The sequence below is a fragment of the Streptomyces sp. NPDC048278 genome (assembly GCF_040652195.1).
Lineage (GTDB): Bacteria > Actinomycetota > Actinomycetes > Streptomycetales > Streptomycetaceae > Streptomyces.
The window spans coordinates 89,798-116,424 of sequence record NZ_JBEZLP010000024.1; the positions used below are offsets into that span (position 1 = coordinate 89,798).

25 protein-coding genes are annotated in these 26,627 nt (G+C 73.4%); 13 read left to right on the top strand and 12 right to left on the bottom strand.

The window, feature by feature from the left end:
* Positions 1–252: 252 nt before the first annotated feature.
* Together AB0D74_RS33515 and AB0D74_RS33520 are read right to left on the bottom strand one after the other, a co-directional pair.
* Positions 253–693 (bottom strand): nitroreductase family deazaflavin-dependent oxidoreductase, encoded by a 441-nt coding sequence (locus tag AB0D74_RS33515; RefSeq protein WP_362595342.1) that lies wholly within the window; start codon positions 691–693, stop codon positions 253–255.
* Positions 694–825: 132 nt separating this feature from the next.
* Positions 826–1,449, bottom strand: a complete 624-nt coding sequence (locus tag AB0D74_RS33520; protein WP_362595344.1) for a LysE family transporter — start codon at positions 1,447–1,449, stop codon at positions 826–828.
* Positions 1,450–1,742: 293 nt separating this feature from the next.
* On the opposite strand from AB0D74_RS33520, the gene AB0D74_RS33525 reads away from it, so the two are divergent.
* Positions 1,743–2,984, top strand: coding sequence for a cytochrome P450 (locus AB0D74_RS33525; RefSeq protein WP_362595346.1), 1,242 nt, complete (start codon positions 1,743–1,745; stop codon positions 2,982–2,984).
* A gap of 12 nt (positions 2,985–2,996) precedes the next feature.
* Entirely contained in the window at positions 2,997–3,197 is a 201-nt protein-coding gene (locus AB0D74_RS33530; protein ID WP_133022756.1) for a ferredoxin, read from the top strand.
* 21 nt (positions 3,198–3,218) lie between these two features.
* Here AB0D74_RS33530 and AB0D74_RS33535 read toward each other — a convergent pair whose 3' ends face one another.
* On the bottom strand, positions 3,219–4,103 hold the full coding sequence (locus AB0D74_RS33535) for a sigma-70 family RNA polymerase sigma factor (RefSeq protein ID WP_362595349.1): 885 nt from the start codon (positions 4,101–4,103) through the stop codon (positions 3,219–3,221).
* A gap of 69 nt (positions 4,104–4,172) precedes the next feature.
* On the opposite strand from AB0D74_RS33535, the gene AB0D74_RS33540 reads away from it, so the two are divergent.
* Positions 4,173–4,850 (top strand): NAD(P)H-dependent oxidoreductase, encoded by a 678-nt coding sequence (locus tag AB0D74_RS33540; RefSeq protein WP_362595351.1) that lies wholly within the window; start codon positions 4,173–4,175, stop codon positions 4,848–4,850.
* 2 nt (positions 4,851–4,852) lie between these two features.
* Here AB0D74_RS33540 and AB0D74_RS33545 read toward each other — a convergent pair whose 3' ends face one another.
* Positions 4,853–5,404 carry a TetR/AcrR family transcriptional regulator gene (locus tag AB0D74_RS33545; RefSeq protein WP_362595353.1) on the bottom strand — a complete coding sequence of 184 codons (552 nt, stop codon included), beginning with the start codon at positions 5,402–5,404 and terminating at the stop codon, positions 4,853–4,855.
* Positions 5,405–5,493: 89 nt separating this feature from the next.
* Between AB0D74_RS33545 and AB0D74_RS33550 the strand changes: the two genes are divergently transcribed.
* The 3 genes from AB0D74_RS33550 to AB0D74_RS33560 all read left to right on the top strand — a co-directional run bounded on the left by AB0D74_RS33550 (position 5,494) and on the right by AB0D74_RS33560 (position 7,579).
* The gene (locus AB0D74_RS33550) at positions 5,494–5,952 is read left to right on the top strand and encodes a nuclear transport factor 2 family protein (RefSeq protein WP_362595355.1); all 459 of its coding nucleotides are present in this window, start codon (positions 5,494–5,496) and stop codon (positions 5,950–5,952) included.
* Between the two features lie 20 nt (positions 5,953–5,972).
* Positions 5,973–6,518 carry a flavoprotein gene (locus AB0D74_RS33555; protein WP_362595357.1) on the top strand — a complete coding sequence of 182 codons (546 nt, stop codon included), beginning with the start codon at positions 5,973–5,975 and terminating at the stop codon, positions 6,516–6,518.
* 92 nt (positions 6,519–6,610) lie between these two features.
* A complete protein-coding gene (locus AB0D74_RS33560; protein WP_362595359.1) occupies positions 6,611–7,579 on the top strand; it encodes an aldo/keto reductase in 969 nt (322 codons plus the stop codon).
* A 61-nt stretch (positions 7,580–7,640) separates the two neighbouring features.
* Here AB0D74_RS33560 and AB0D74_RS33565 read toward each other — a convergent pair whose 3' ends face one another.
* Positions 7,641–8,423 carry a phytanoyl-CoA dioxygenase family protein gene (locus AB0D74_RS33565; RefSeq protein ID WP_362595361.1) on the bottom strand — a complete coding sequence of 261 codons (783 nt, stop codon included), beginning with the start codon at positions 8,421–8,423 and terminating at the stop codon, positions 7,641–7,643.
* Positions 8,424–8,492: 69 nt separating this feature from the next.
* On the opposite strand from AB0D74_RS33565, the gene AB0D74_RS33570 reads away from it, so the two are divergent.
* Positions 8,493–9,389: a helix-turn-helix domain-containing protein gene (locus AB0D74_RS33570; protein WP_362595363.1), complete on the top strand. Its 897-nt coding sequence runs from the start codon at positions 8,493–8,495 to the stop codon at positions 9,387–9,389.
* A gap of 415 nt (positions 9,390–9,804) precedes the next feature.
* Positions 9,805–11,670, top strand: coding sequence for an RICIN domain-containing protein (locus AB0D74_RS33575; protein ID WP_362595365.1), 1,866 nt, complete (start codon positions 9,805–9,807; stop codon positions 11,668–11,670).
* Between the two features lie 12 nt (positions 11,671–11,682).
* Here AB0D74_RS33575 and AB0D74_RS33580 read toward each other — a convergent pair whose 3' ends face one another.
* The 5 genes from AB0D74_RS33580 to AB0D74_RS33600 form a co-directional block, all read right to left on the bottom strand.
* Complete coding sequence (locus tag AB0D74_RS33580) at positions 11,683–12,171, bottom strand: universal stress protein (protein WP_362595498.1); 489 nt, start codon at positions 12,169–12,171, stop codon at positions 11,683–11,685.
* Positions 12,172–12,257: 86 nt separating this feature from the next.
* Positions 12,258–13,517: an arsenic transporter gene (locus tag AB0D74_RS33585; protein ID WP_362595500.1), complete on the bottom strand. Its 1,260-nt coding sequence runs from the start codon at positions 13,515–13,517 to the stop codon at positions 12,258–12,260.
* Positions 13,518–13,586: 69 nt separating this feature from the next.
* The gene (locus AB0D74_RS33590) at positions 13,587–14,840 is read right to left on the bottom strand and encodes a hypothetical protein (RefSeq protein WP_362595367.1); all 1,254 of its coding nucleotides are present in this window, start codon (positions 14,838–14,840) and stop codon (positions 13,587–13,589) included.
* Positions 14,841–15,032: 192 nt separating this feature from the next.
* Positions 15,033–15,749 (bottom strand): DUF4232 domain-containing protein, encoded by a 717-nt coding sequence (locus tag AB0D74_RS33595; RefSeq protein WP_362595369.1) that lies wholly within the window; start codon positions 15,747–15,749, stop codon positions 15,033–15,035.
* A gap of 128 nt (positions 15,750–15,877) precedes the next feature.
* Positions 15,878–17,284 carry a serine/threonine-protein kinase gene (locus tag AB0D74_RS33600; RefSeq protein WP_362595371.1) on the bottom strand — a complete coding sequence of 469 codons (1,407 nt, stop codon included), beginning with the start codon at positions 17,282–17,284 and terminating at the stop codon, positions 15,878–15,880.
* A gap of 46 nt (positions 17,285–17,330) precedes the next feature.
* Here AB0D74_RS33600 and AB0D74_RS33605 point away from each other — a divergent pair, with 46 nt between their 5' ends.
* The 3 genes from AB0D74_RS33605 (at position 17,331) to helR (ending at position 21,795) form a co-directional block, all read left to right on the top strand.
* Positions 17,331–17,879: an RNA polymerase sigma factor gene (locus AB0D74_RS33605; protein ID WP_362595373.1), complete on the top strand. Its 549-nt coding sequence runs from the start codon at positions 17,331–17,333 to the stop codon at positions 17,877–17,879.
* Between the two features lie 169 nt (positions 17,880–18,048).
* Entirely contained in the window at positions 18,049–19,251 is a 1,203-nt protein-coding gene (locus AB0D74_RS33610; RefSeq protein ID WP_362595375.1) for a glycosyltransferase, read from the top strand.
* A 372-nt stretch (positions 19,252–19,623) separates the two neighbouring features.
* On the top strand, positions 19,624–21,795 hold the full coding sequence (helR, locus tag AB0D74_RS33615; protein ID WP_362595377.1) for an RNA polymerase recycling motor ATPase HelR: 2,172 nt from the start codon (positions 19,624–19,626) through the stop codon (positions 21,793–21,795).
* A 102-nt stretch (positions 21,796–21,897) separates the two neighbouring features.
* Here helR and AB0D74_RS33620 read toward each other — a convergent pair whose 3' ends face one another.
* Positions 21,898–22,341, bottom strand: a complete 444-nt coding sequence (locus AB0D74_RS33620; protein ID WP_362595379.1) for a cupin domain-containing protein — start codon at positions 22,339–22,341, stop codon at positions 21,898–21,900.
* A gap of 107 nt (positions 22,342–22,448) precedes the next feature.
* Positions 22,449–23,936, bottom strand: coding sequence for a PucR family transcriptional regulator (locus tag AB0D74_RS33625; RefSeq protein WP_362595381.1), 1,488 nt, complete (start codon positions 23,934–23,936; stop codon positions 22,449–22,451).
* Between the two features lie 152 nt (positions 23,937–24,088).
* Between AB0D74_RS33625 and speB the strand changes: the two genes are divergently transcribed.
* Together speB and AB0D74_RS33635 are read left to right on the top strand one after the other, a co-directional pair.
* On the top strand, positions 24,089–25,057 hold the full coding sequence (gene speB / locus AB0D74_RS33630; RefSeq protein ID WP_362595383.1) for an agmatinase: 969 nt from the start codon (positions 24,089–24,091) through the stop codon (positions 25,055–25,057).
* Positions 25,054–26,622 carry a cytosine permease gene (locus tag AB0D74_RS33635; protein ID WP_362595386.1) on the top strand — a complete coding sequence of 523 codons (1,569 nt, stop codon included), beginning with the start codon at positions 25,054–25,056 and terminating at the stop codon, positions 26,620–26,622. The genes speB and AB0D74_RS33635 overlap by 4 nt, the downstream gene beginning before the upstream one ends.
* Positions 26,623–26,627 lie beyond the last annotated feature (5 nt).

The window sequence follows — 26,627 nt, forward strand, 5'->3', positions numbered from 1 at the left end:
GACACCGGCGCAGCGGCACCTGAGGCCGACAGTTCGTCGTCCGAGGCACATGAAAGCCCCGCCGCGACGGGGGAACGCGGCGGGGCCTGATATTCGGCTGCCCGGCACGAAGCCGGTTCATGCCTTCCCGAAACAGATTTTTCTAAATTCCGCCGGTCCCCGGCCGGAATGAATTCCCGGAACCGTCAGTTCCCCTGTTCCGGTTCCGGCCGCTCCGGATCCGTTTACCTCGGATCGTTACTCCGGGGCCGGTTACTTCGGTTCCAGCACGAACACCGGGATCTCCCGGCTGGTCTTCTGCTGGTACTCCGCGTACGGCGGGTACGCCGCGACGGCCCGCTCCCACCACTGGGCCTTCTCCGCGCCGGTGACCTCGCGGGCGGTCATGTCCTGCTTGGCCGGCCCGTCCTGGAGCTCGACGACCGGATGCGACTTCACGTTGAAGTACCAGACCGGATGCTTGGGCGCGCCGCCCTGCGAGGCGACCACGGCGTACGCGCCGTCGTGCTCCACCCGCATCAGCGGGGTCTTGCGGATCTTCCCGCTCTTCACCCCCAGGGTGGTGAGCAGGATGACGGGCATCCCCGTGTCCATCAGAGTCGTGCCCTCCTTCCCGCCCGAGCTCTCGTACAACTCGACCTGCTCGCGCACCCAGGCGGTCGGGCTGGGCTCGTACTCGCCCTCAAGAGGCATGAGGTCCGTCCCCTCGTCGGTTCCAAGAATGACGACATGATTCAACACGCGAAGTGCCCCGGATCATCCGCACGACACCGGTCGGGTGACGGGATCTCGCCCGCGTCCCGGGCGCACCGGACGCCGGTCCGGTCACAGCACCATCCTGGCCGCCAGCCCCAGCATCACGCAGCTCGACAGCAGCGCCGTGAGCAGGCGGCCCCGATGGCCGGTCAGGCCGCGGCCGAGGAGCGCCCCGCCGCCCGCCAGCAGGAGTTGCCAGCTCGCGGACGCGGCGAAGGCCGCGAGGACGAAGACACCCTGCTCCAGCGGCCGTACCGCCTCGGCGGAACGCGTGCCGACCACCAGGGCGGCGAAATAGATCACTGTGGTGGGGTTGAGCAGCGTGATCCCGAGGAGGCCGAGATACGCCCGTCCGGGGCCGGGTACCGGCCGCTCGGCCCGGGTCGCGAGCCGCCGCTCCCGGTACCGGCGCAGCGCGACCGCCGCACCGCGCACGGCGAGCCCCACCAGCACCAGCGCCGACACCAGCCGCAGCGGTCCGAGGACCGGTACCAGCGCCGCCGCGAGCGCGGCACCGCCGACCGTGGCCAGCAGGGCGTACAGGCCGTCGGCGCTGGCCACGCCCAGTGCGGCGCAGGCGCCGGTCCGCAGTGACGTACGGGCCGTGAGGGACACTAGATACGTGCCGACCGCACCGACCGGGACGGCGATCCCGTACCCGGCGAGCAGGCCGGCGACGAGCGCGGCCGTCACGCGCGTGCGGGCTCGGGCCTCCGGGGACGCCCCGGCTGCTGCTGGACCCGCACCCGACGGAAGGTCGCGGTGGTCAGCGGCACGATGGCGGCAGGAGAGTTCATGCGCAGATCCTGGGGCCCGCGTCGCCGCACCGGCAAGCGAATTTCGGCGCGGAATCGTCCCCCGGCCGAACGCGGTTCGGCCAGATCACCCGCTGCGGCGATCTGGCCGAACTTCCGGTCGCCCCTTAGGTGCCCCGAGCATCTAATGAAGATCGGCACGACGTACGACACTCGTCTGCGAGGTCTTCCATGAAAGAACTGACGGACCTGACGGAACCCACTTCTCCCGGCGGCCTGGCCGACCCCGTGGCCTGGCCGCAGAACCGCACGTGCCCCTACCACCCGCCCACCGGCTACGAACCCCTGCGCGACGACACCCCGCTGTCCCGCATCCGCCTCTACGACGGCCGCACCGCCTGGGCGGTCACCGGCCACGGCGCGGCCCGGGCGCTGCTCGCCGACCCCCGGCTCTCCAGCGACCGCAGGCGGGAGGACTTCCCGATGCCGAACGCCCGGTTCGCGGCGGCCCGGGAACGCCGCCAGGTCGCCCTGCTCGGCCTCGACGACCCCGAGCACCAGACCCAGCGCCGGATGCTGATCCCGGACTTCACCCTCAAGCGGGCGACCGTGATGCGCCCGGCCATCCAGCGGATCGTCGACGAGCTGCTCGACAGGATGATCGCCGCGGGGCCGCCCGCCGACCTGGTGAGCTCCTTCGCACTGCCCGTGCCGTCCATGGTCATCTGCGACCTGCTCGGTGTGCCCTACGCCGACCACGAGTTCTTCGAGGCGCAGTCCCGGCGGCTGCTGCGCGGTCCGGCGCCCGCCGACTCCCTGGACGCGCGGGACCAGCTGGAGGCCTACCTGGGCGACCTGGCCGACCGCAAGAGCCGGGACGAGGCGCCCGGCGACGGCGTCCTCGACGACCTCGTCCACGAGCGGCTGCGCGAGGGTGCCCTGGACCGCGCCGAGGTCGTCTCCCTGGCCCTCATCCTGCTGGTCGCCGGGCACGAGACCACCGCCAACATGATCTCGCTGGGCACCTTCACCCTGCTCCAGCAGCCCGAGCGGCTCGCCGAGCTGCGCGCCGACCCCGCGCTGGTGCCGGCCGCCGTCGAGGAACTGATGCGGATGCTGTCCATCGCCGACGGGCTGCTGCGCGTCGCCCTGGAGGACATCGAGATGGACGGCGCGACCATCCGCAAGGGCGACGGCGTGCTCTTCGCGACCTCGGTCATCAACCGCGACGAGTCCGTGTACGACGACCCCGACACCCTCGACTGGCACCGCCCGGCCCGCCACCACGTGGCCTTCGGCTTCGGCATCCACCAGTGCCTGGGCCAGAACCTGGCCCGCACCGAACTGGAGATCGCCCTGCGCACCCTGTGGGAGCGGCTCCCGGACCTGCGGCTCGCCGCACCGCCGGAGGAGATTCCCTTCAAACCCGGCGACACGATCCAGGGGATGCTGGAACTCCCCGTGACCTGGTAAGAGGCTCCTGCCATGCACATCGAGATCGACACGGACGTCTGCATCGGCGCGGGGCAGTGCGCCCTCACCGCCCCGAACGTCTTCACCCAGGACGACGACGGCTTCAGCGCCCTGCTTCCCGGCAAGGAGGACGGCGGCGGCGACCCGCTGGTCAAGGAGGCGGCCCGGGCCTGCCCGGTGCACGCCATCACGGTCAAGGAACCGACGGGCTGAGGCCTGCTCGCCGGACGGGCCTCAGGCAGCCGCCGGCACGTCGAGCACCGCCACTTCCAGCCGCCCCAGCCGCACCGGGTCGGCGACCACCTCGTACGCCGCCACCCGGTCGCCCTCGACGGTGAACCGCAGGACGTACAGCAGCCGTCCGCGCGGGGCGACGACGAGGCCGACCCGGCCGTCCACCAGGGCCGGTACGGCCGACCGGGCGCGTTCGCGCAGCAGCACCGTGCCCTCCGCGACCGCCCGCGCGCCCCGCAGCTCCGCCGCCACCCCCGGCGGCAGGGTCGCGGGGTCGGCGTGCCGGACCACGTCCGGGGCGAGCAGGCCGAGCAGCGCGCCCAGGTCGCCGCCCCGGGCGGCGGCCAGGAACGCCTCCACGACCCCGCGGTGCCGGTCCTGCTCGGCGGCCGGCAGCGCGGGCGTGCCGCGGACCTTGTGCCGGGCCCGGCTGGCGAGCTTCTTCGCGGCCGGCAGCGAACGGTCGGTGATCGCCGCGATCCGCTCGAACGGCACCCCGAACACGTCGTGCAGCACGAACGCGACCCGCTCGGCCGGACTCAGCGTCTCCAGCACCACCAGCAGGGCTAGCCCCACCGACTCGGCCAGCACGGCCTCCTCCTCGGGCCCGTCGCCGCCCGCGCGCTCCGGCAGATCCTCGCCGTACGGCTCCTCGCGGTGCGCGGCGCGGGCGCGCAGCACGTCCAGGCAGATGCGGGAGACGGCCGTCGTCAGCCAGGCGGTGAGGTTGCCGATGCCGGCGCCGCCCGCGCGGCTCAGCCGCAGCCAGGCCTCCTGGAGCGCGTCGTCGGCGTCCCCGGCCGAGCCCAGCATGCGGTAGGCGACGGCCCGCAGCCGTGCGCGCCGCGCCTCGAACTCCGCCGCCAGGTCGTCGTGCCGGTCCATGGGGTCACCTTTCCGCTCCGTACTCCGTCACCCCGTCGACGTATCCGGACCGACCGAGGTGACCACCCCATGCTGCTGCACATCGACTCCAGCGCCGACGCGACCGCCGACTCCGTGACCAGGCGCCTGACCGCGGACTTCGCCCGCGCCTGGCGCGTCGGGCACCCGGCGGGGGAGTACCGCCACCGCGACCTCACCGCCACCCCGGTGCCCCCGCTCACCGGCGCGTACACCACCCTCGGCCGCCGGGTGGAGCGCGAGGGCTTCGTGCCGCCCGCCAAGGTGCCCGCGCTGATCGAGAGCCGCGCGGAGGCCCGCGAGTGGGAACTGACCCTGCCCCTGGTCGCCGAGCTGGCCGCCGCGGACACGGTGCTGCTCGGCGTCCCCATGTACAACTTCGCGGTGCCCGCGGCCCTCAAGGCGTGGATCGACCGGGTGACCTTCCCCGGCGCCTTCACCCACCCGGACACGGGGGAGAGTCTGCTGTCCGCCACCCGGGTGGTGGCCGTCCTGGCGCGCGGCGGCGCCTACGGCCCGGAGAGCGGCCGGGCGGACCTGGACTTCCAGCTGCCCTACCTGAAGGCCTGGACGGCCCGGCTCGGCGTCCGGCCCGGGCACCTCCACCCGGTGGCCGCCGAGCTGACCCGCGTCGACGTGCTGCCCTTCCTGGCCGGCCAGGAGGAGGCAGCCGCCGCCTCCCTCGCCGGGGCCCGCACCGCCCTCTCCCGGCTGGCCGCCGTGGCCTGACCTCACCCTGCGCGCAGCAGCACCCGGGCCGCCGCGCGGGCCTCCGCCGCGGGCTCCGTGCTCCCGGTGACGCCCGCGGTGACCATCGCCCCCTCGGCGAGCAGGAACAGCGGCCCGGTCAGCGCGGTGTCCAGCCCGGCGTCGGCCACCAGCTCCGCGAGGTAGTCCCGGAACGCCCGCTTGTGGCCCCGCACCTGGGCCACCACCCGCGGGGAGGTGGCACCGAGCTCGCCGTACGCGTTGATCCAGGCGCAGCCCCGGAAGTCCGCCTCCCCGAACCACCCCTCCAGCCAGTCGAAGACCGCGAGGATCCGCTCGCGGGGGTCCTCGTGCCGCCGGACGTCCTCGGCGAGCCGCTGCCGCCAGCGCACGTCCCGCCGCTCCAGATAGGCCTCCACGAGCTGCTCCTTCGCGGGGAAGAGCTGGTAGAGCCGCTTGAGGGAGACGCCGGAGGCGCCGCGTATGTCGTCCATCCCGACGGACTGCACCCCGCGCCCGTAGAACAGCCGCTCGGCGGCGTCCAGAGCCTGCTCACGCGCGACCGCGCTGTCCATGGGTCACTCCTTGACGAGAGAACGTGCGTTCTCCTACGGTAGCAGCGACCCGGAGAACGCACGTTCTCCCTTTGATCGAGGAGGAGACCATGGCCGACCGCCCGCCCCTGCCGCCCTTCACCCGGGAGACCGCGCTCCAGAAGGTCCAGGCCGCCGAGGACGCCTGGAACACCCGGGACCCCGAACGCGTCGCGCTCGCCTACTCCGAGGACTCGGTCTGGCGCAACCGGGACGTCTTCGTCACCGGCCGGGCCGCGATCGTCGAGTTCCTCACCGCGAAGTGGGACCGAGAACTCGACTACGCGCTCCGCAAGGACCTGTGGGCCTTCGACGGCGACCGCATCGCGGTCCGCTTCCAGTACGAGTGCCACGACGCGGACGGCCGCTGGTGGCGCTCGTACGGCAACGAGCTCTGGGAGTTCGACGGGCACGGACTGATGACCCGGCGCGAGGCCAGCATCAACGACGTGCCGATCGAGGAGCACGAGCGCCGGATCCACGGTCCGCGCCCGGAGTCCGAGCGGGGCCTGTCCTTCCCGCTCCGGTAGCCCGCGCATAGGGTTCCCGGATGACCGACGAGCCCCGCAAGCCCTTCCTCTACCTGGTCGTCTGCGCCGCCGGTGTCGCCGCCGGCGTCGGCGGGCTCATCACCGCGGCCCACGGCCGCGGCTGGGAGGTCGGGGTCATCGCCACGCCCGCCGCCATGAACGGCTTCTTCGACACCGCGGAGGCGGAGGCGCGCACCGGCCGTCCGATCAGGTCGGCCTGGCGCCGCCCCGCCGATCCGCGCCCGTTTCCCGCGCCGGACGCCGTGGTCGTCGCCCCGGCCACCTTCAACACCGTCAACAAATGGGCCGCGGGCCTCGCGGACACCCTCGCCGTCGGCACCCTCTGCGAGGCCCTGGGGCTCGACGTCCCGATCGCCGTCCTGCCCTGCGTCGCCGGCGCGCTCGCCGCACACCCCGCCTACCAGGAGAGCCTGACCCGGCTGCGCACGCTCGGGGTCCGCTTCGGCGACCCCTACGCCGGCGAGCCCGAAACGGACGGCGGGCGCCCCGAGTTCGCCTGGGAACGCGCGCTGGACCTGCTGGACGGCCCCGACGGCGTCCGATAACCACCGCCGGCCACCGCCACGACAGGAGACCGGACGGCCGGCCGACGTACGCTCGCCTCTGTACGACGTGATCTCGACGGTGGGAGACAACGATGGAGTACGTGAAGCTCGGCCGCACCGGTATGGACGTGTCCCGGATCTGCCTCGGCTGCATGACCTACGGCCTGCCCGACCGCGGCACCCACGAGTGGACCCTCGACGAGGAGGCGTCCCGCCCGCTGATCCGGCAGGCGCTGGAGTCCGGCATCAACTTCTTCGACACCGCCAACGTCTACTCCGACGGCACCAGCGAGGAGATCGTCGGCAAGGCGCTGCGCGACTTCGCCCGGCGCGACGAGATCGTCCTCGCCACCAAGGTGCACGGCCGGATGCGCCCCGGCCCCAACGGCGGCGGCCTGTCCCGCAAGGCGATCCTCACCGAGATCGACCACAGCCTCGGCCGTCTCGGCACCGACTACGTCGACCTCTACCAGATCCACCGCTACGACCACGCCACCCCGGTCGAGGAGACGATGGAGGCCCTGCACGACGTCGTCAAGGCGGGCAAGGCCCGCTACATCGGGGCGAGTTCGATGTACGCCTGGGAGTTCTCCAAGGCCCAGTACACGGCCGAGCGGCACGGCTGGACCAAGTTCGTCTCCATGCAGAACCACTACAACCTCCTCTACCGCGAGGAGGAGCGCGAGATGCTGCCGCTCTGCGCCGACCAGGGCGTGGGCGTGCTGCCGTGGAGCCCGCTGGCCCGGGGCCGCCTCACCCGCGACTGGGGCACGGTCACCGAGCGCAGCGCGAACGACAACTTCGGCAACCGCCTCTACCAGGAGGGCGACCGCGCGATCGTCGAGGCGGTCACCCGCATCGCCGCGGACCGGGGCGTCCCACGCGCCCAGGTGGCCCTGTCCTGGCTCCTCCACCAGAACACGGTGACCGCCCCGATCATCGGCGCCTCGAAGCCGAACCACTTGGAGGACGCGGTGGCGGCGGTGGAACTTCGGCTGAGCGACAAGGAGTTGGAGGAATTGGAGCAGCCGTACGGCCCCCATCCAATCTCCGGCCACTGAGACGCGCCCCCTTGGGGGCGCGGGGAACCGCGCGACCAGTCCCCACCCACCCGCACCCGCATCACAACCGCTCGGTCCCGCACGGACCACCCCCTTCGCTCTCCAGCAGAGGAACAGGTTCCCCACCCATGGACAACGTCCGGTAGTACCCCCCGATCCGCTCCGCCGACCGCCCCGCATAGTGACCGATGAACGACCTCCGGAACCGCCCGGCGGAGCGATTCGGCTGGGACCCGTGCACCAGGCTCCCGTTGAAGAACAGCACATCCCCCGGCCCCATATCGACCGGCACCGCCGCGAGCCCCTCCGGCGGTGCCACGTACTCCCGCGCGAACGACAGCCCCGCGTCCGACTCCTCCGGGCAGAACAGGTCCATCCGGTGCGTCCCCGGCACCACTTCGAGACCGCCGTTCTCCCGGTCGATCGCCTCGCAGGCCACCCACGCGGCGACACACGTCCCCGGCTCCACCCGCAGGTAGAAGTTGTCCTGGTGCAGCGCCTGCCCCCGGGCCCCCGGCGGCTTGAAGTAGAACATGCTCTGCGCCGCCAGCACCTCCTCCCCGAACAGCGCCTCCAGAACCACCCGGAGCCGCGCGTCCAGCAGGAAGCGCCGCGCGAGCGCGCTGATCTCGTGGGGCTGCATCACCCGCGGATACCGGTGCAGCGGATCCGCCGACGGCTTCGGTTCGAAGTGTCCCGGCACCACCTCACCCGCCGCGTGCAACGCCGCGAACTCCGCGCACAGCCGGTCGATCTCGTCGTACCCGAACAACCCCCGTACGACGATGAACCCGTCCTCCTCGAACTGCCGCAAGACGGTGGTGTCGATGCCTGTGGCTGTCATGCCCGTCCTCCTCGCTCCGGTGCCCTGGACCTGTCACGCTAGGCCGACGCGCCCCCGGAGAGGATGCCCATGAGCGCTGCGGAGCTGCCCGGCACTGCTGTCCCGGCCCCGCCGCCCGGCATGGTCGTCACCGGCCGCTACGACGAGGGTCCCGGCTACCGGGTCAACCGTCCCGAAGGGGCGAGCAGTTGGCTGCTCACCTGGACGACGGACGGCCAGGGCCTGCTCCGGCAGGGGGCGGTGGAGACCCCGGCACGCCCCGGCGACCTCGTCGTCCTCGCCCCCGGCGTCCCGCACAGCTACGCCGTCGGGCCCGGCGCCCGCCGCTGGCGGTTCTGGTGGACCCACTGCCAGGTCCGCCCCCACTGGATGCCGTGGCTGGGTCCCCGCGCCCTCGGCGACGGCGTGTACGCCGCCCGCGCCCCGGACGGCACCCGCGACCGCATCGAGGCGGCCTTCCACCGCGTGCTCGCCGACTCCCGCTGGACCGGCACCGGCGCGCCGCCCGCCGCGCAACCCGGCGACGCCCCCGTCGCCGTCGCGCACGGCACCGCCGCACGCGAACTCGCCCTGTGCGCGCTGGAGGAGGCCGTCCTGCTCGCGACCGCCGGCGGCCACCCGGCGGCGCCCGGCCCGGACGCCGGGGACGAGCGGGTACGCCGTGCCCAGAACCTGATCGCCGCCGACCCCGGCGCCCCGCACACGGTCCGCTCGCTCGCCGGGCGTGTCGCGCTGTCGCCGTCCCGGTTCGCCCACCTTTTCACCGGTCGGACCGGCGTGCCGCCGATGCGCGCACTGCGCGAGGCACGGCTGCGGCACGCGGCCCGGCTGCTGGAGAGCACCGACCTGACCGTCGAGCGGGTCGCCGCCGCGTCCGGATTTCCCAGCCCGTTCCACTTCAGCCGGGTTTTCCGAGAAAGCTACGGTGTCCCGCCCGGCGCCTACCGCTCGGGTGAACGTCCCTAAGGGGACCGCCTATTGGTTCGCGGAGGCCGACGGCCTGGCGGCCCGTGCAGGTCGGGCCGTGGTTCAATGGTTTTCGCCGATACCGGGGCGGTCGGTCCCGAATCCCGGTGGCAATTGCGATGTCGATACGACGACAAACCGCAGGCTCCGTCATTGACGAATCGTCAAATTACCGCAGCCGCCGGGCAATGCGCAAAACCCCGAGATCTCTTGTTCTGCCGCGCTGGCCTGTGCAAAGGTGTGGCGTGTCGGCATGCGGACAATTATTTTCGACCGCCGCGTGCACGAGGCCGCTTCCGGCGCGCCGAACCCCCCCAACAAGCCCTTCCGACCTAGGCGTCGGCCGGGCCGCATACCGGTCGCATACCAGACGGTATGGGCCGAATCCCGCGTTGCGTCTGGAAGGAATGCAGTCGTGAATGACGCAGGCCTGGGGAATTCCCCTACCCCCGCCCGGCCGTTCGACGTCACCGACGAACAGCTCAGCGCCGAGCTGAAGCAGTGGACGGGCACGGCGCCCGCCCTGCACCCCGTGGGTGAACTTCTCGACCGGCACTGGGAAGCGGCCTTCGCCTACGCCCGTCTGTGCACCGACGGGACGCGCGGGGCGGGAATGCTCACCACCGCAGCATTCACCAGACTCTTCGGTGAATCCCTCCGCCAAGCGGGTCCGACCGCCGCCTGGCGCCCCCAACTCCTCGTCACCGTCCGCCGTATCGCCGCCGAATGGGACAACGACGGGCGCGGCGAACTGCTCCACCCCCAACTGCGCGTCGGCAAGGGCGAACGGGCCGCCTCCCGGCTGCTCCCGCCCGCGAACCGGCGACTGCTGGCCCGCGCCTTCCAGCGGCTCACCCCGTCCTCGCGGACCGTGCTGTGGCACACCGAGGTCGAGTCGGAGCCGCTGGCGGCCCCCGCCGCACTGCTGGGCCTCGACGAGCAGGACGCGCACGTCGAACTGCGCCGGGCCCGCGAGCGGATGCGCGAGGAGTGCGTCCAGGTGCACCGCGAACTCGCCCACGACGACGAGTGCCAGCGCTACGTCCGGATGATCGACGTGACCTTCCGACGTGGCGGCATCGACGTCGACCGGGACCTCCAGCAGCACCTGAACGGCTGCAAGCACTGCCGGTACACCGCCGACCAGCTCCACCAGTTCAACGGCGGCCTCGGCACCGCCCTCGCGGAGGCCGTGCTCGGCTGGGGCGCCCGCGCCTACATGGAGTCCCGGGCCGACCGGAGCGGGGAGCCCGCGGAGTCCGAGCCCACGCCCGTCGGGGGATTCGCGGGCGGCGAGGCGTTCACGTCGCCCGCCGCCGCGGGCAAGGACCTGGTCGTGCACCCGGCCGCTTCCCGCCGTGCCAAGCAGCGGGCCGCCCGCCGGGTGCGCCGCCGCAACCTCGCCGTGGCCGTCGGCACGGTGAGCGGCCTGGTCGTGCTGCCGCTGGTGCTGTGGTCCGTGCTCGGCTCCGGCGACGACGGCACCCCGGCCGCCGCCAAGCCGTCCGCCACGCCCGCCGGCTCCGCCACCTCGGGCCCGTCGTGGATCGGCACCAGCCGGACCACCCAGGGCACCCTGCGCGGCCGTCTGCACAACATCGCCTCCGGCCTCTGCATCGGCGTGGTCGGCAAGAAGGCCGTCAAGGGCGCCGAGACCGAACTCGCCGAGTGCTCCTCCACCGCCAGCCAGCAGTGGACGTACGAGGGCGACGGACTGCTGCGCAACGCCGCCGCCCCCGGCCTGTGCCTCGACTCGCACCTCGGCTACTCGGTCCGGCTCTCCCCGTGCGCGACGAGCGCCGGGACCAAGGCCAAGAGCGTCCACTACGACTTCACCCTGCAGGGCGCGCTGGTGCCCCGCTGGGACCAGGACCTGGCCCTCGCCCCCGCCGCCACCGACGGCGGCGGCGCACTGGTGGTCAAGAACCGGACGAACGCCGCCGCCCAGCGCTGGGTGATGGACACCTCCCAGCCCGACCTGCAGATGCAGTTCGTCAACTGGGACGCCGACACCACCCCGACGCCCACTCCGACCCCGACCGCGTCCGCCCTCCCCACCACCAAGGCCGCGAAGCCCGCGACGCCGACGCCCACCCCGTCGGCGTCGAGGACGACCGCGCAGCCGACGCCGTCGAGCACCGCCGGTTACGACCCGTGCGTCGAGTACCCGGGCTACTGCTACGGCTCCGGCGGCGGCCAGTACGGCGGCGGCTGGGGCGGCGGCGGTTACGGCGGCGGCTACGGCGGCGGTTACGGCGGTGGAGGCCACTACGGGCACTGAGCCCGCCCGGGCTCAGGGGTGCGGCGGCGGGGGCGGCATCGTCGTCAGGTCCGGCGCACCCTCCGGCCACACCAGCAGTACCGGGCAGGGCGCGTGGTCGACGACGAACCGCGCCGCCTTGCCCAGGCTGTGCGGCCCGAGCCGGGACCGGTCGCCGTCCCGGGCCAGCACCAGCAGACCGGCGTCGGCGGTGGCCGCCACCACCTCCCGTTCCACCCGGCCGACCCGCTCCAGCCGGGTGCACGGCCGCCCCAGCCGGGCCTCGGCCGCGTCCAGCAGCTCCGCCGCCGACGTCCCGCCGAGCTCGACCAGCCGCTGCTCCGGGTCCGGTTCCGAGCCGGCCCGGCCCAGCAGCCCCGCGAAGGCGCCGTGCGCGAGCCCGGCCACCCCCGGCTCGGCCACGTGCAGCAGCACCACCTCGGACGCGTCCCGCGCAGGAGCACGCGCCGCGTCCACACAGGCCGGCCAGGTCCCCTCGACCAGCCAGACGATCACCCGCATCTCCATGGCCTCCCAGCTGGAGCCCGACCGGGTCCCGACGAGATCCCGACCGGATTCCGTAGATCCGACTAGAGTCCGGGATCCGACTAGACCCCGACCACCTGCAGCGCGGCCCACAGGGCCACCACCGCCCCGCACAGCGCGGCCGGGACCGCGAGCAGCCCCAGCCGGGTGAACTCACCGAGGTCCACCCCGTGGTCGTGCTGGTGCACGATCCTGCGCCACAGCAGCGTCGCGAGCGACCCGGCGTAGGTCAGGTTCGGTCCGATGTTCACCCCGAGCAGCACCGCCAGCACCGCACCCGGACCGGCCGGCGCGGCCAGCGGCAGCAGCACCAGCACCGCCGGCAGGTTGTTCACGATGTTCGCCAGGACGGCGGCGAGCGCGGCGATGCCGAGCAGCGCCGGCAGCCCGGTCCCGTCCGGCAGCACATGGCCGAGGGCGTCCGCGAGCCCGTTGTCGACGACCGCCCGCACCACGATGCCGAGCGCCAGCACGAACGCCAGGAACGCCGGCGCCGCCGCCTTCACCACCGTCAGCGGGGTCGCCTTCCGCCGCAGCAGCGCCCGCCCGGCCAGCACCAGCGCACCCGCGCACGCCGCCCACGCCGGGTCGACGCCGACCGCCGAGGTGACCACGAACCCGGCGAGCGTGCAGGCCACCGTCACCAGCGCGAACACCGGCAGCCGGGGCGGCTCGCCCGGGTCCTGGGAGCCCGGGGCCGCCGAGGACAGGTCACGGGCGAAGAACCGCCGGAACACCAGGTACTCGGCGCCGATCGCCACCAGCCAGGGCAGCACCATCAGCGCGGCGAACCGGGTGAAGCTCAGCCCGCTCGCCGCGAACGCCAGCAGGTTCGTCAGGTTGGACACCGGCAGCAGCAGCGAGGCCGTGTTCGACAGGTGCGTACAGGCGTAGACGTGCGGTTTCGCCCGCACCCCTGACCGGGCCGCCGTCGCGAACACCACCGGCGTCAGCAGCACCACCGTCGCGTCCAGACTGAGCACCGCCGTGATCACCGACGCCAGCGCGAACACCGCGGTCAGCAGCCGCACCGGACGCCCGCCCGACCACCGGGCCATCCACGCCCCGCAGGCCTGGAACAGGCCCTCCACGTCACAGAAGTGGGCGAGCACCAGGACCGCGGCGAGGAACCCGACCACCGGCCCCAGCTGCTCGGCCTCCGCCCGCGCGTGGTCGATGGAGATCGCCCCGGTGGCGACGACGAGCCCCGCCGCCGGTACGGCGAGCACCGCCTCCGGCCAGCCGCGCGGGCGGATCACGGCCCAGGCCAGGACGGCGGCGAGCAGGAGTACGGACAGGGTCTCGGCGAGCGGGGTGTTCAGGGCGCGTCCCTCGGAGGCGTGATCAAGTGCGGCCCGCCCATGAAAGCAGACGACGGCGGACGGACCCGGTTACGGGGACGGAGTACCCGCCGCGCCCAGGAACTCTCCCCAGCCGCCGGTCGGCTCCTGGCCCGGGTTCAGCGTGCGCAGCGTCCGCAGTACCGCCTGGTCCTGTGCCTCCAGCCATGCCACCAGCTGCTTGAAGGACACGAAGCGCACGTCGTCGTGCTCGGCCATCTTGCCGATCGCCTCCTCGACGGCGTCCATGTAGATGCCGCCGTTCCAGCGCTCGAAGTGGTTGCCGATGAAGAACGGCGCCCGGTTGGTGGAGTACGCCCGCTCGAACCCGGCCAGGTAGCTGTCGCGGGCCTGGGTGCGCCAGGCGTCGTACTGGGCCTTGTCGCCCAGCGGGTTGCCGGCCGACTGGTTGTACATCATGTTGTAGTCCATCGACAGGACCTGGAAGGAGTGCCCGGGGAACGGTATGGACTGCAGGGGGAAGTCCCAGATGCGGTTGCCCTGGACCTTGCCCGGCCAGATCTGCAGGCCGCCGGGGGAGGAGGCGTCGTACTTCCAGCCGAGCGCGGCGGCGGTGGGCAGCAGGTTGGCCTGGCCCTCCAGGCACGGGGTGCGGCCCCCGATCAGCTCCTTGCGGTAGTCGAAGGGCAGCGGCTCCAGGTCGGTGAAGCCGGTGTTCGTCTTCCACTTGGTGACGAAGTCCATGGCCTGGTCGATCTCGCTGCGCCACTCGGCGGAGGACCAGTTGCGCACGCCGTCGCTGCCGCAGAAGTGACCGTTGAAGTGGGTGCCGATCTCGTGGCCCTCCAGCCAGGCGGCGCGCACCTGCTGGAGCGTGTTGTGGATGTGCCGGTCCGAGAGGTAGCCGATCGCGGAGGCGCCGACCGGGTGCTGCGGGGGACGGTAGAGGTCCTTCTTGGACTCGGGCAGGGTGTAGATGCCGGAGAGGAAGAACGTCATCTTCGCGCCGTGGTCCGCGGCCACCTTGCGGAAGCGGGAGAAGAGCTTGTTGCTGAGCTCGCCCGCGCCGTCCCAGGAGAACACCACGAACTGTGGCGGCTTGCTGCCCGGCGCCATTCGCGTCGCCTTCGGCTGGTGGGGCTGCGCGCCGGTGTCGGCCGTGGAGCCGTCGCCGATGAGCTTCAGCGGCCTGGCCGACGCGCTGCCCTCGGCGCCGCCCTTGCCGCTGCCGGCCGAACCGGTGCCGCTCAGCGTCCAGTTGCCGTTCGAGCATGCGGACAGGGCGCCCAGGGCCCCTGCCGTCGCGCCCGCCGTCAGCACCCGCCTGCGAGAGATGCCGCTCATGTCCGTCCCCGATTCCGTCGTCCCGGCCCCTCGCGGAGCCCCGTTGCTGTGTGGTCGACGGGTTCGATGGGCGGTCCGGCGGAAAAGATCGGAGCCGGCCGCGCGTGTTGCACTCCTGTGACACTCGTGGCCCGGACATGACGAACCCCGCCGCCCGGGGGAGTGGGCAGCGGGGTCCGGGTCAGGGGACGGTCAGGCGCCGGTACCGGCGCTGAACACGCCCAGACGCACCGAGGAGGCGTTCCCGGAGACCGGGACCGCGCCGTTCTTCCAGGCGACCTTCAGCGAGGCCTTCTCGTCCGGCGGGGTGACGAGCAGCGCGGTGGGGGTGGCCGTCTTGGCGCCGCTGATCTCCGGGTTGGAGAAGGTCAGCCCCGCCCAGGCGCTCTGGCCGGGCTTGAGCGCGACCGCCGTTGCGGTGGTACCGGACTCGCGCTGCGGGTCGGGGCCGAGCTGGGTGCCGGAGGCGTTCACGAAGGCGGCGCCGGGGAAGCCGCGCACGGTGCAGGTGCGGCCCGACTTGTTGGTGAGCACGATCGGGAAGTTCTCCTGACCGGCACCCGGGTCGTTGCCGCCCACCGAGGCGGTCAGCTCGGAGGTGTGACAGCGGGCCGAGGCTGCGCTGCTCGTCGTGGTGGACCCGGTCGACGAGGCGCCGCCCGTCGACGAACCGCCCTCTGTCGCCGAGCCGCCGGTCGCCGACGAGGAGCCCGTGCCGGACGGGACGGCGGAGGTTCCCGAGCTGTCCGCGCTCGACGCGTTGCCGGTCGCGGGCGCGGCCGTGCCCGACACCGACTCCGGGGACTTGCCCTGACCGCCGTTGCCGCAGGCGGTCAGCAGGCCCAGAGCGGCGACCGTGCTCACGAGCAGGGCCGCCCCGCGCCGCGAGGACTGGGACGTGTGCGCCATGTGTCTCACCACTCCTGGATGTGTCGTGGCACGCCCGCGAGGCGTACCGGAGGCGCTCCGTGCGCCGTCACTCCCATCCGATGCGAGAAACGGCGGAAAAGTTCGGGGCCACGCCGGGACCCTCCGACTCAGGTGACCCGAAGGGACCGGAGTATGCCGTCCGTGACGGCCTTGTCGACGGCACCCTTCTGCCGCACCTGCACGTACACCTGGGGCTGGTCGTCCCCGCCGGCCGGGCGCAGGGCCGCCTCCTGGATCGAGCCGCCCGCACCGGAACAGCCGCTCCAGCTGCGGACCCGGCCCTTCCAGTCGGTGCCGGTGAAGGCACGGCTGCCGTCGTAGTGGCAGCCCGAGTGGGAGAGGGCGTTCACCTTGGCGGTGACGTCCCCGTGCTCGCTCACGCCGATGAACACGCCGTTCACGGCGGTTGTCAGGTCCTGCCACTCGGACACGTCGTCGGCGACCTCGAGACCCGGCTCGTGCCCGGAGGCCAGCCCCAGGGCCTGCGGGTTCCAGCCGGAGTTCCGCAGCTCGCCCGCCCACCCGGACGGCACCTCGGCCACCACCCGCCCGGTGGAGTCGGCGACCCGCGTCTCGTCCCCCGCCGACCCGTTCCGGTCGACCATCGTGACCGCGAGAGCCGTACCCCCGGCCGCGAGGACCGCGGCGACGGTCAGCGTGACCGCGTTGAGCCGCCTGCGGACGCCGTCCAGACGCCGGGGCCGGCGCGCCCGCCGGCCGGCCGCGGCCGTCGCCAGCCGGTCCAGCTCGTCCGCGAAGGCCTGCGCCGACGGCCAGCGCCGCTGCCGGTCCGGCTCCAGGGCCCGCATCAGCGCCCGCTGCACGTCCTCCCCGAGGTCCGGCCGCAGCCGCTCGGGCCGTACGACCTCCCCGGGCGCCGCCGGTACCGTCCCGGTGACCAGCTCGTAGCCCACCGCGCCCAGCGCGTAGACGTCGGCGCGCGCGTCGATGCCCTCGCCCGGCCGGGCCTGCTCCGGCGGCTGGTACCCCGCCGAACCGGCGGCCAGGGTCAGCCCCGACGCCTGCGCCAGGCTCTTCGCCAGCCCCAGGTCGGCCAGGAGCACCCGCCGGGTGCCGTCCTGCGCGGTGCGCAGCAGCACGTTGGTCGGCTTGATGTCCCGGTGCACGATCCCCGCCCCGTGCAGGTCCGCCGCGCCGCGCGCCGCCAGCGCGGTCAGCCGCAGCGCGTCCGGGATCGGCAGCGGACCGCCGCCGAGCAGGTCGGCGAGGGTCCCCGCGTCGGCGTACTCCATCACGAAGTACGGCCGCCCGTCCGGGAGTTCGCCGATGTCGTAGACCTGCACCACGCGCTTGGAGTCGGCCCGCCGCAGCAGCCGCGCCTCGGACAGGAAGCGGTCGTGGACGTCGAGGCGGTGCGACCAGTTGTCGGCGAGCACCTTCACCGCGACCGAGGCGTCCAGCTGGTCGTCGTGGGCGAGCCAGACCGTCCCGAAGGCACCGGTGCCCAGGCGCTGTTCGAGGCGATAGCGGCCGATCCGCTCCAGGGGTTGCATACGACTATCATGCCTGTCCTGAGATCGACTTCGAGGGGGACCTCCCGTGCCGGACGCCGCGCTGACCGAAGACCTCGCCCGGCGGGCCGCCGCGGGCGACCAGGCGGCCCTGAACCAGCTGCTCTCGGAGGTCTGGCCGGACGTCGTACGGCGCTGCGGACGGTTCCTGCCGTGCCGGGAGGACGCCGAGGAGGCGGCCCAGGACGTGCTGCTCCAGATCTCCCGGAAGATCTCCACGTTCGAGGGCCGCAGCCGCTTCAGCACCTGGCTGTACACGGTCGTCGCCAACTGCTCCCGGCAGAAGTACCGCGACCTGAAGCGGCGGGCGGCGGAGCAGCCGGCGACCATCGAACCCACCGAGCACGTCGACCCGCGCACGACGAGTGTGATCGCCGGCTCGCGCATCGATCTGCTGGAGGCGCTGGACCGGCTGGAGCGGGAGCACCCGCAGCTGGTCGCGCCGCTCGTCTACCGGGACATCTGCCAGCTGGACTACGCCGAGGTCGCCGAACGGGTGGGGATCCCGCTGGGCACCCTGAAATCCCGGCTGCACGAGGCCCGCAAGCAGGTCCGGCCCTGGCTGAGCGCGCCCTGACAGCAGAAAGGGCCGCACGTCGGCGGCCCGCGAAAGAACACAGGGGGAGGAGTTCTTCTCCTCTCCCTTCTTAACGTATAGCGCACTGGGGGGCTTGCGGCAAGGCCCCCCTGGTCCCGCAGAATCGCAGGCCGAAGCCAGGAACCGCGGTATTTGGGGGATGCGCGACATGCGTGTGCTGTTGATGGGATATGGGTCGCGCGGCGACGTCGAGCCGCTGGCGGGACTCGCGGTGGCGCTGCGGGAGCTCGGTGCCGAGGCCCGGGTGTGCGCCCCGCCGGACGAGGAGTTCGCGGAGCTGCTGGCCCGTGCGGGCGTGCCGCACGTGCCGTTCGGGCCGTCGGTGCGCGCGCTGGTGACCCGGCCGAACCCGGCCCCTGAGGACGCGTTCAAGCTGGCGCCCGCGCTGGTGGCCGCGCACTTCGACACGGTCGGACCGGCGGCCGAGGGATGCGACGTGCTGGTGGCGAGCGGTCTGATGCCGGCCGGTGCGCGGTCGGTGGCCGAGAACCTGGGCATCCGCTACGTGCCGGCCTGCTTCCACACCGCCGGGCTGCCGTCCTCGCGGTTCCCGCCCGCGGGCCGGCCGGGCCGCCCGGCCCCCGCCGACGCCGACCTGCCGACGCTGTGGAAGGTGGACGCCGAGCGGGTGAACGCCCTCTACGGCGATGCGCTCAACACCCACCGGGCCGCGCTCGGCCTGCCCCCGGTGGACAACGTCCGCGACCACGTCCTCACCGACCGGCCGTGGCTGGCGGCCGACCCGGGGCTGGTCCCGTGGCAGGAGATGACGGATCTCGACCTCGTGCAGACCGGCGCGTGGCTGCTGCCGGACAACCGTCCGCTGCCGGCCGACCTGCTGGCGTTCCTGGAGGCCGGCGCACCGCCGGTGTACGTCGGCTTCGGCAGCATGGCCATGCGCGGCGCGCCGGACGCCGCCCGGGTGGCCGTCGAGGCGGTACGCGCCCGGGGCCGCCGCGCGCTGATCGGCAGCGGCTGGGCGGACCTCGCCCCGGCCGCCGGCGACGAGGACTGCTTCGCCGTCGGCGAGGTCAACCACCAGGCGCTGTTCCGCCGGGTCGCCGCGGTGGTCCACCACGGAGGCGCGGGCACCACGACGACGGCCGCCGTGGCGGGGGTGCCCCAGGTGGTCGTCCCGCAGATCGTGGACCAGCCGCACTGGGCCGCACGGGTGGCCGCCCTGGGCATCGGAGCGGCCCACGACGGCCCGGTCCCGACCGTCGACTCGCTCTCGGCCGCGCTCGCCATCGCCCTCACCCCCGACACCCGCGCCCGTGCGGGGGCCGTGGCCGGCACGATGCGCACCGACGGAGCCACCGTGGCCGCACGACTGCTCCTCGACGGCGCCTGAGCCGCCCCGCACACCACCACCGCGGCGCCCTCACGAGGCGCACGCCGCACGACGCACACCGATCCGGCCCCGCCGCGTGGACGCGACCAGCCACGACGGTCCCGAGGCCGCGTACGTACCGCAACCCGCCAAGCGCACGGGCAACCCGCGGCCCGCCACGTGCACCCGCACTCGCAACGCGCTGAGCGCGATGCGACCTGCCGCGGGCACTCGCAACCCGCCGCGCACCCCCACCCGTACCCCGTACCCCGTACCCGCAACAAACCTCGGACGACGCTCGCCGTCCCAGTGCCCCCATGTTCCTCCCCGTCCCTACGGACGCCCGCCGTGCACGTGTCTCCGGTCGCACGGCCTCCCCACGGAGCTGATGCTGTGAACCCCCTGACCACCAGCGCCTTCGACCTGCCCGAGCGGCTCTCCGCCAAGGCCGACCCCGCGCTGATCGCCGACGACGAGAGGCACCTGGCCGCCGTCGCCGAATGCCTCGCAGAGACCATCGCCGAGCTGTCCGACCGCCTCGACGCCGAGCTCCGGGCGCCGGGCGGCACCGGCCGGGCCGCGATGGACCGGGACATCGAGGTCCACCGGCTCACCGGACGGCTGCGCACCCTGCGCCGCTTCGGCCTGGACCTGTGCCTGGGCCGCATCGTCGCGGCCGACGACCCGGAGCCCGTGTACATCGGCCGCCTCGGCCTCACCGACAGCACCGGCCGCCGCCTGCTGATCGACTGGCGGTCGCCCGCCGCCGAGCCGTTCTTCGCGGCGACCCACGCCGACCCGGCGGGGCTGCGCAGCAGACGCAGGTACCGCTGGACGGACGGCCGGATCAGCGACTACTGGGACGAGGTGTTCACGGCCGACGGACTCGACGGGCACGCCGCGCTCGACGACCAGTCCGCGTTCATCGCCAGCCTGGGCGCCGACCGCTCGGAGCGGATGCGGGACGTGCTCGCCACCATCCAGGCCGACCAGGACGCCATCATCCGTGCGGGATCCCGCGGCGCCCTCGTCGTCGACGGCGGTCCGGGCACCGGCAAGACGGTCGTCGCCCTGCACCGCACCGCCCACCTCCTGTACTCCGACCCGCGGCTCGGCCACCGCCGCGGCGGGGTGCTGTTCGTCGGCCCGCACCGGCCCTACCTGAACTACGTCTCCGACGTCCTGCCGAGCCTCGGCGAGGAGGGCGTGCAGACCTGCCTGCTGCGGGACCTCGTCGACGAGGGGGCCGCAGCCGCAGCCGAGGCCGACCCGGAGGCGGCCCGGCTGAAGTCGACCGCGGACATGGTGCGGGCGGTCGAGACGGCCGTCCGGTTCTACGAGGAACCCCCGGCCGGGGGGACGACGGTCAGCACCGACTGGGGCGACCTGCGGCTGACCGCCGACGACTGGGCCGACGCGTTCCGGGCACCGGCTCCCGGCACCCCGCACAACGAGGCACGCGACCAGATCTGGGAGGAACTGGCCACCATCCTGCTGGACAGGCACCGCGGCGACGACGTGGCGCCGGAGGAGTTCCGCAGGTCGCTCCAGCGGGACCGGGACCTGGTCGACACCCTCGACCGCGCCTGGCCGCTGCTGGAGCCGACCGACCTGGTCGGCGACCTCTGGTCGGTGCCCGCCTACCTGCGGCTGTGCGCCCCCTGGCTCGGCCGCGACGACGTGCGCAGGCTCCAGCGCGCCGACGCCCGGGCCTGGACGGTCTCCGACCTGCCGCTCCTGGACGCGGCCCGGCAGCGGCTCGGCGACCCGGAGGTGTCCCGGCGCCGGCGGCGGCAGGAGGCCGTGCTCGCCGCCCAGCGCGAGCGCATGACCCAGGTCGTCGACAACCTCATCGGGGCCGTCCGGGACTCCGGCGCCGACGGCGACGAGGGCGAGGGCCTGGTGATCATGCTCCGTGGCGAGGACGCCAAGGTCAGCCTGGTCGACGAGTCCGAACTGACCGTCGCCGCCCCCGACCTGCTGGCCGGCCCGTTCGCGCACATCGTCGTCGACGAGGCCCAGGAACTCACCGACGCGGAGTGGCAGATGCTGCTGCTGCGCTGCCCGTCCCGGAGCTTCACCATCGTCGGGGACCGCGCCCAGGCACGGCACGGGTTCACCGAGACCTGGCGGGAACGCCTGGCACGGGCCGGGTTCGACCGGATCGAGCAGGCCTCGCTCAGCATCAACTACCGCACCCCTGAGGAGGTCATGGCGGAGGCCGAGCCGGTCATCCGGGCCGTGCTCCCGGACGCGAACGTGCCGACCTCGATCCGGGGCAGCGGCCTGCCCGTGGTCCACGGATCCGTGTCGGAACTGGACGGGATCCTCGCCGCCTGGCTCGCCGACCACGCGGAGGGGGTCGCCTGCGTGATCGGCGCCCCCGGCTTCACCCCGCCGCCGCGGGTCACCTCGCTCACCCCGGAACTGTCGAAGGGGCTCGAATTCGACCTCGTCGTCCTCGTCGACCCGGAGAAGTTCGGCACGGGGGTGACGGGCGGTGTCGACCGGTACGTGGCGATGACCCGCGCGACCCGGCAACTGGTGGTCCTGACAGGCGACTGAGCGGGTTCGGCGGCGCCCCGCTGGCTGCCGACTGCGGCACCGTCGTGGCTGGTCGCGCAGTTCCTACCCCCAGCGCCCCTTCGGGGCGCTCCCGCACCCAGGTCAGCCGGCGGGCCGGGGAGCGCGCAGATGGGCGCGCTGCCGTAGCTCCTCGGCCTCGACCAGTTCCAGCATCGGCTTGCCCGGCGCACACATCATGGTGACCACGAACTCGGTCCTGGCGTCGGCCAGCGCGTTGCCGTCCTGGTAGTGGATGACGTCGCCGCCCGGCTCCCAGAACGTGCCGCCGGCCTCGACGGTCCGCTCGGGCTCGCCTTCCAGCTCGAAGCGGACCGCGCCCTTGACGACGTACCCGAACGCCGGGCCGCTGTGCCGGTGCGGTGGGGTGCCGGGATCGCCGGGTTCCCACTCGACGTGGATGGTCATCGCCGACGCGCCCTCGGGGATGCTGATCGGGGACGCGTCCTGGAGCACCTTCACGGCCCGGGTCCAGCTCGGGCTCTCCGGGGCGCCGCCGGGGTGGGGGTGCTGTGGGTTCTCCGACACTGGGCCGTCCCTTCCGCGTGCGGTTCCGAGCTTGATCGACTGTACGTCGGGCGGGCTCGTGACCGTTGCCTTCGCGATCGGCGGGCGGTGACGTGTCGCGGTGCCCGCTACGGCCCCGCGACCGCCACGCCGAGTTCGGTCGCCGCGCGCACGGCGAACCAGACCTCGGTGAAGGCGGCGGTCGTGGACAGGTCCCGGCCGGTGACCTCGCCGAAGCGGCGCAGCCGGTAGGCGAGGGTGTTCGGGTGGACGTGCAGGGCCGCGGCGGCGTCCTCGGTGCGGCGGTCGCGCTCCATCCAGGTGCGGACGGAGACCAGCAGCTGGGACCCGTGTGCCCGGTCGTAGCGCAGGGCCTCGCCGAGGACCTGCTCGACGAGGGCGGCGAGCAGCCGACGGTCCTCGGGCAGCCAGCGGCCGGTGGCGTCCTCGCCGTAGTGGAGGAGCGGCTTGCCCGCCTCCTCGGCACGGCCGGCCGCCCATTCCGCCTCCTGCTGGGCGACCCGCAGCGGCTCGCCGACGGCGAAGGGGCGACTCACCCCGCACACCGCGCCGGGCAGCTCGGCCAGGGCCTCGGTGAAGCCGGGTTCGGCGAGGACCAGCCGGTCCTCGCCGCGGCGCAGGGTGAGGTGCGGGTGGCCGGACAGGGCGCCGTCCAGCTGCTCGTCCTGGGTGCGCCGGAGCACCGCGAGGACGACCGGCCGCTGCGTGTCCAGGCCGTGGTGGGCGAGCCTGCGCTGTGCGCCGGCCGGGTCGAGGGTGTCCTGGAGCAGCTCGGCGAGGGTCTCCGCGCCCTCCCGGCGCAGCACCTCGCGTTCCTGGCGCACCATCGCGAGCCGCAGGGCGGCGACGGTGGCCAGGTGCTGGACGACGGCCAGCCCGGCCGGGCGGGCGCCGGCCTGCTCCAGCGCGACCAGGTAGCCGGCCGCGCCGCCGGGTCCGAGGACGGGGAGCACGAAGCCGCCGGGCACCGTCGGCGGGGCGTCCGGGTCGGCCGGGAGCACCGAGGGGTCCTCCGGCGCCGGGACACCGGGCAGCAGCGGGCGCCCCTGCGGGGTGCACAGGAAGATGCGGTAGCCGCTGAGCTGCTCCAGGCGGTCGAAGAGCGCGGGGATGTCCAGGTTCTCCTCGGCCATCCAGCGCAGCGCGCCGAAGACCTGGAGCTGGGCGCCGAGCCGTTCCGCCGATTTCTCGCTGACGGCGGCGGCGACCTCCTGCGCGATGGTGACGAAGGGCACGGTGAGCGGCACTTCGAGGACCGGGAAGCCGCGCTCCTCGGCGGCGGCGAGGAAGGCCTGCCGCAACGGCGGGGTCCGCAGCTGGGTGCTGAGCACGAGCGCCGCGACGCCCGCGTCGTCGAGCCGCTCCAGATACCGCCGCTGCGCCTCGCCGCCGCGCGGCACGGCGAGGCCCACGGTCATCAGGACCTCCGAGCCCTGGAGCCACGGGGTGGGGTCCTCCAGCTCGCTGACGTGCGCCCACGAGACCGTACGGCCCAGGCCGCCGCCGCCCGCGAGCAGACGCATCTGCAACGCCGGGAAGGACAGCAGGTCGCCGACGGTCAGGACGGAACGAGGCGTGGCTTTGTGGTCGGACACAAGACAACTGTAGTTCTTCGTTCTGTCAACAATTGACCTCGTCGTCCGGCCGTCCGCACACTGGGGCATCCCCCCGTTACCGGAACCACCAGCTCCGGTCCAGGTTCCGCCCACCCGGCGGTGTACGCCCAGGCTCGACAGGAAGGTTCCCCATGACGACCGAGCCCCGTGGACCCGTGGACTCCTCCCGGATCCCCCGCTACGCGGGACCCGCGACCTTCGCCCGGCTGCCGCGTCTCGACGAGGTGCCCCGCGCGGACGTTGCCGTCGTCGGCGTGCCCTTCGACACCGGTGTCTCCTACCGCCCCGGCGCCCGGTTCGCCCCGGCCGCGGTGCGCGAGGCGTCCCGGCTGCTGCGCCCGTACAACCCGGCGCTGGACGTCTCCCCGTTCGCGTCGGCCCAGGTCGTCGACGCCGGGGACATCCCGGTGAACCCCTTCGACATCCACGAGGCGATCGAGACCGTCCAGACCGAGGCCTCCCGCCTCCAGGCGGACGGCACGAAGCTGGTCACCATCGGCGGCGACCACACCATCGCGCTGCCGCTGCTGCGCGCGGTCGCCGAGCGGCACGGCCCGGTCGCCGTGCTCCACTTCGACGCGCACCTCGACACCTGGGACACCTACTTCGGCGCCGAGTACACCCACGGCACCCCGTTCCGCCGCGCCGTCGAGGAGGGCATCGTCGACACCGAGGCGCTCAGCCACGTCGGCACCCGCGGCCCCCTGTACGGCAAGCGGGACCTGGAGGAGGACCGCCGGCTCGGCTTCGGCATCGTCACCTCCTCCGACGTGCTGCGCCGCGGCGTCGACGAGACCGTGGACGCGCTGCGGCAGCGCATCGGCGACCGGCCGCTGTACGTCTCCGTCGACATCGACGTCCTCGACCCCGCACACGCCCCCGGCACCGGCACCCCGGAAGCCGGCGGCATGACCTCGCGTGAGCTGCTGGAGATCCTGCGCGGCCTCGCCGGGCTCAACCTCGTCGGTGGCGACGTCGTCGAGGTCGCCCCCGCCTACGACCACGCCGACATCACCTCGTTCGCCGCGTCCCACGTGGCCTACGACCTGATCAGCCTCTTGACCCTGGACTCCGCCGTCCACCGCGAGGAGCAGCCATGACCACCAGCCCCCAAGCGGAGCAGCACGACGCCCCGTCGCTGACCGAGATCGAGACCTACGGCGTCGAGCGCATCCCGGACGCCGACCGCACCGCCCGGCCCCTCGACCTGTTCCGGGTCGCCTTCGGCGGCGCGAACACCTTCGCCACCTGCGTCCTCGGTGCCTTCCCGATCCTGTTCGGGCTCTCCTTCTGGCAGGGCCTGGCCGCCACCGGCCTCGGGCTCGCCGTCGGCGCGCTGATCCTCGCGCCGCTGGCCGTGTTCGGCCCGCTCAACGGCACCAACAACTCGGTCTCCTCCTCCGCCCACCTGGGCGTGCACGGCCGGGTCGTCGGTTCCTTCCTCTCGCTGCTGACCGCGGTCGCCTTCTTCTCGATCTCCGTGTGGTCCTCGGGCGACGCCCTCGTCGGCGGCGCCCACCGGATGTTCCACCTGCCGACCAACGACGGCGTCTACGCGCTCGCGTACGGCCTGTTCGCCGCGCTGGTGCTGACGGTGTGCATCTACGGCTTCCGGTTCATGCTCTTCGTGAACAAGATCGCGGTGGCCGCCGCCTCCCTGCTCTTCGTGCTCGGCCTCTTCGCGTTCGGCGGCGACTTCGACCCCGGCTACCAGGGCAGCTTCCACTCGCTGAGCACTCCCGGCTTCTGGCCGGCCTTCATCGGCTCCGCGCTGATCGTGCTCTCCAACCCGGTCTCCTTCGGCGCCTTCCTCGGCGACTGGGCCCGCTACATCCCCGCCGACACCCCGCGCCGCCGGGTCATGGGCGCGGCCTTCCTCTCCCAGATCGCGACGATCCTGCCGTTCTTCTTCGGCCTGGCGACCGCCTCGATCATCGCCGCGAAGGCCGGGAACTTCCTCGACCCGAGCGCCCCGGACTACGTCGGCGGCCTGCTGGCCGTCTCGCCGTCCTGGTACTTCCTGCCCGTCTGCCTGCTCGCGCTGATCGGCGGCATGTCCACCGGCACCACCTCGCTCTACGGCACCGGCCTCGACTTCGCCAGCGTCTTCCCCCGGTTCAGCCGGGTGCAGGCCACGGTCTTCATCGGCGTCCTGTCGATCTCGTTCATCTTCGTCGGCCGGTTCGCCGCCAACCTGACCCAGTCCATCTCCACCTTCGCGACGCTGATCATCGTCTGCACCGCGCCGTGGATGGTCATCATGACCCTGGGCTTCGTCACCCGCCGCGGCTGGTACGACCCCGACTCGCTCCAGGTCTTCAACCGCCGCCAGCGGGGCGGACGCTACTGGTTCACGCACGGCTGGAACTGGCGCGGCATGGCCGCCTGGCTGGCCGCCGCCCTGCTCGCGGTCCAGTTCGTCAACCTCCCCGGCCAGTTCGTCGGCGCCCTCGGCGACCTCGCGGGCGGCGTGGACATCTCCCTGCCCGTCGGCCTGGGCCTCGCCGCGGTCCTCTACCTGGCCCTGCTGTGGCTCTTCCCCGAGCCCCGCGCCGTCTTCGGCCCCGACGGCCCGCGACTGGTGCGCGCCGTCGACACCCCGGTGCCGCCGATCACCGCCGCCGACGGCGCCCCCGTCGCGACCCCCGAGCCCGCGGAGGTGTGAGCGCG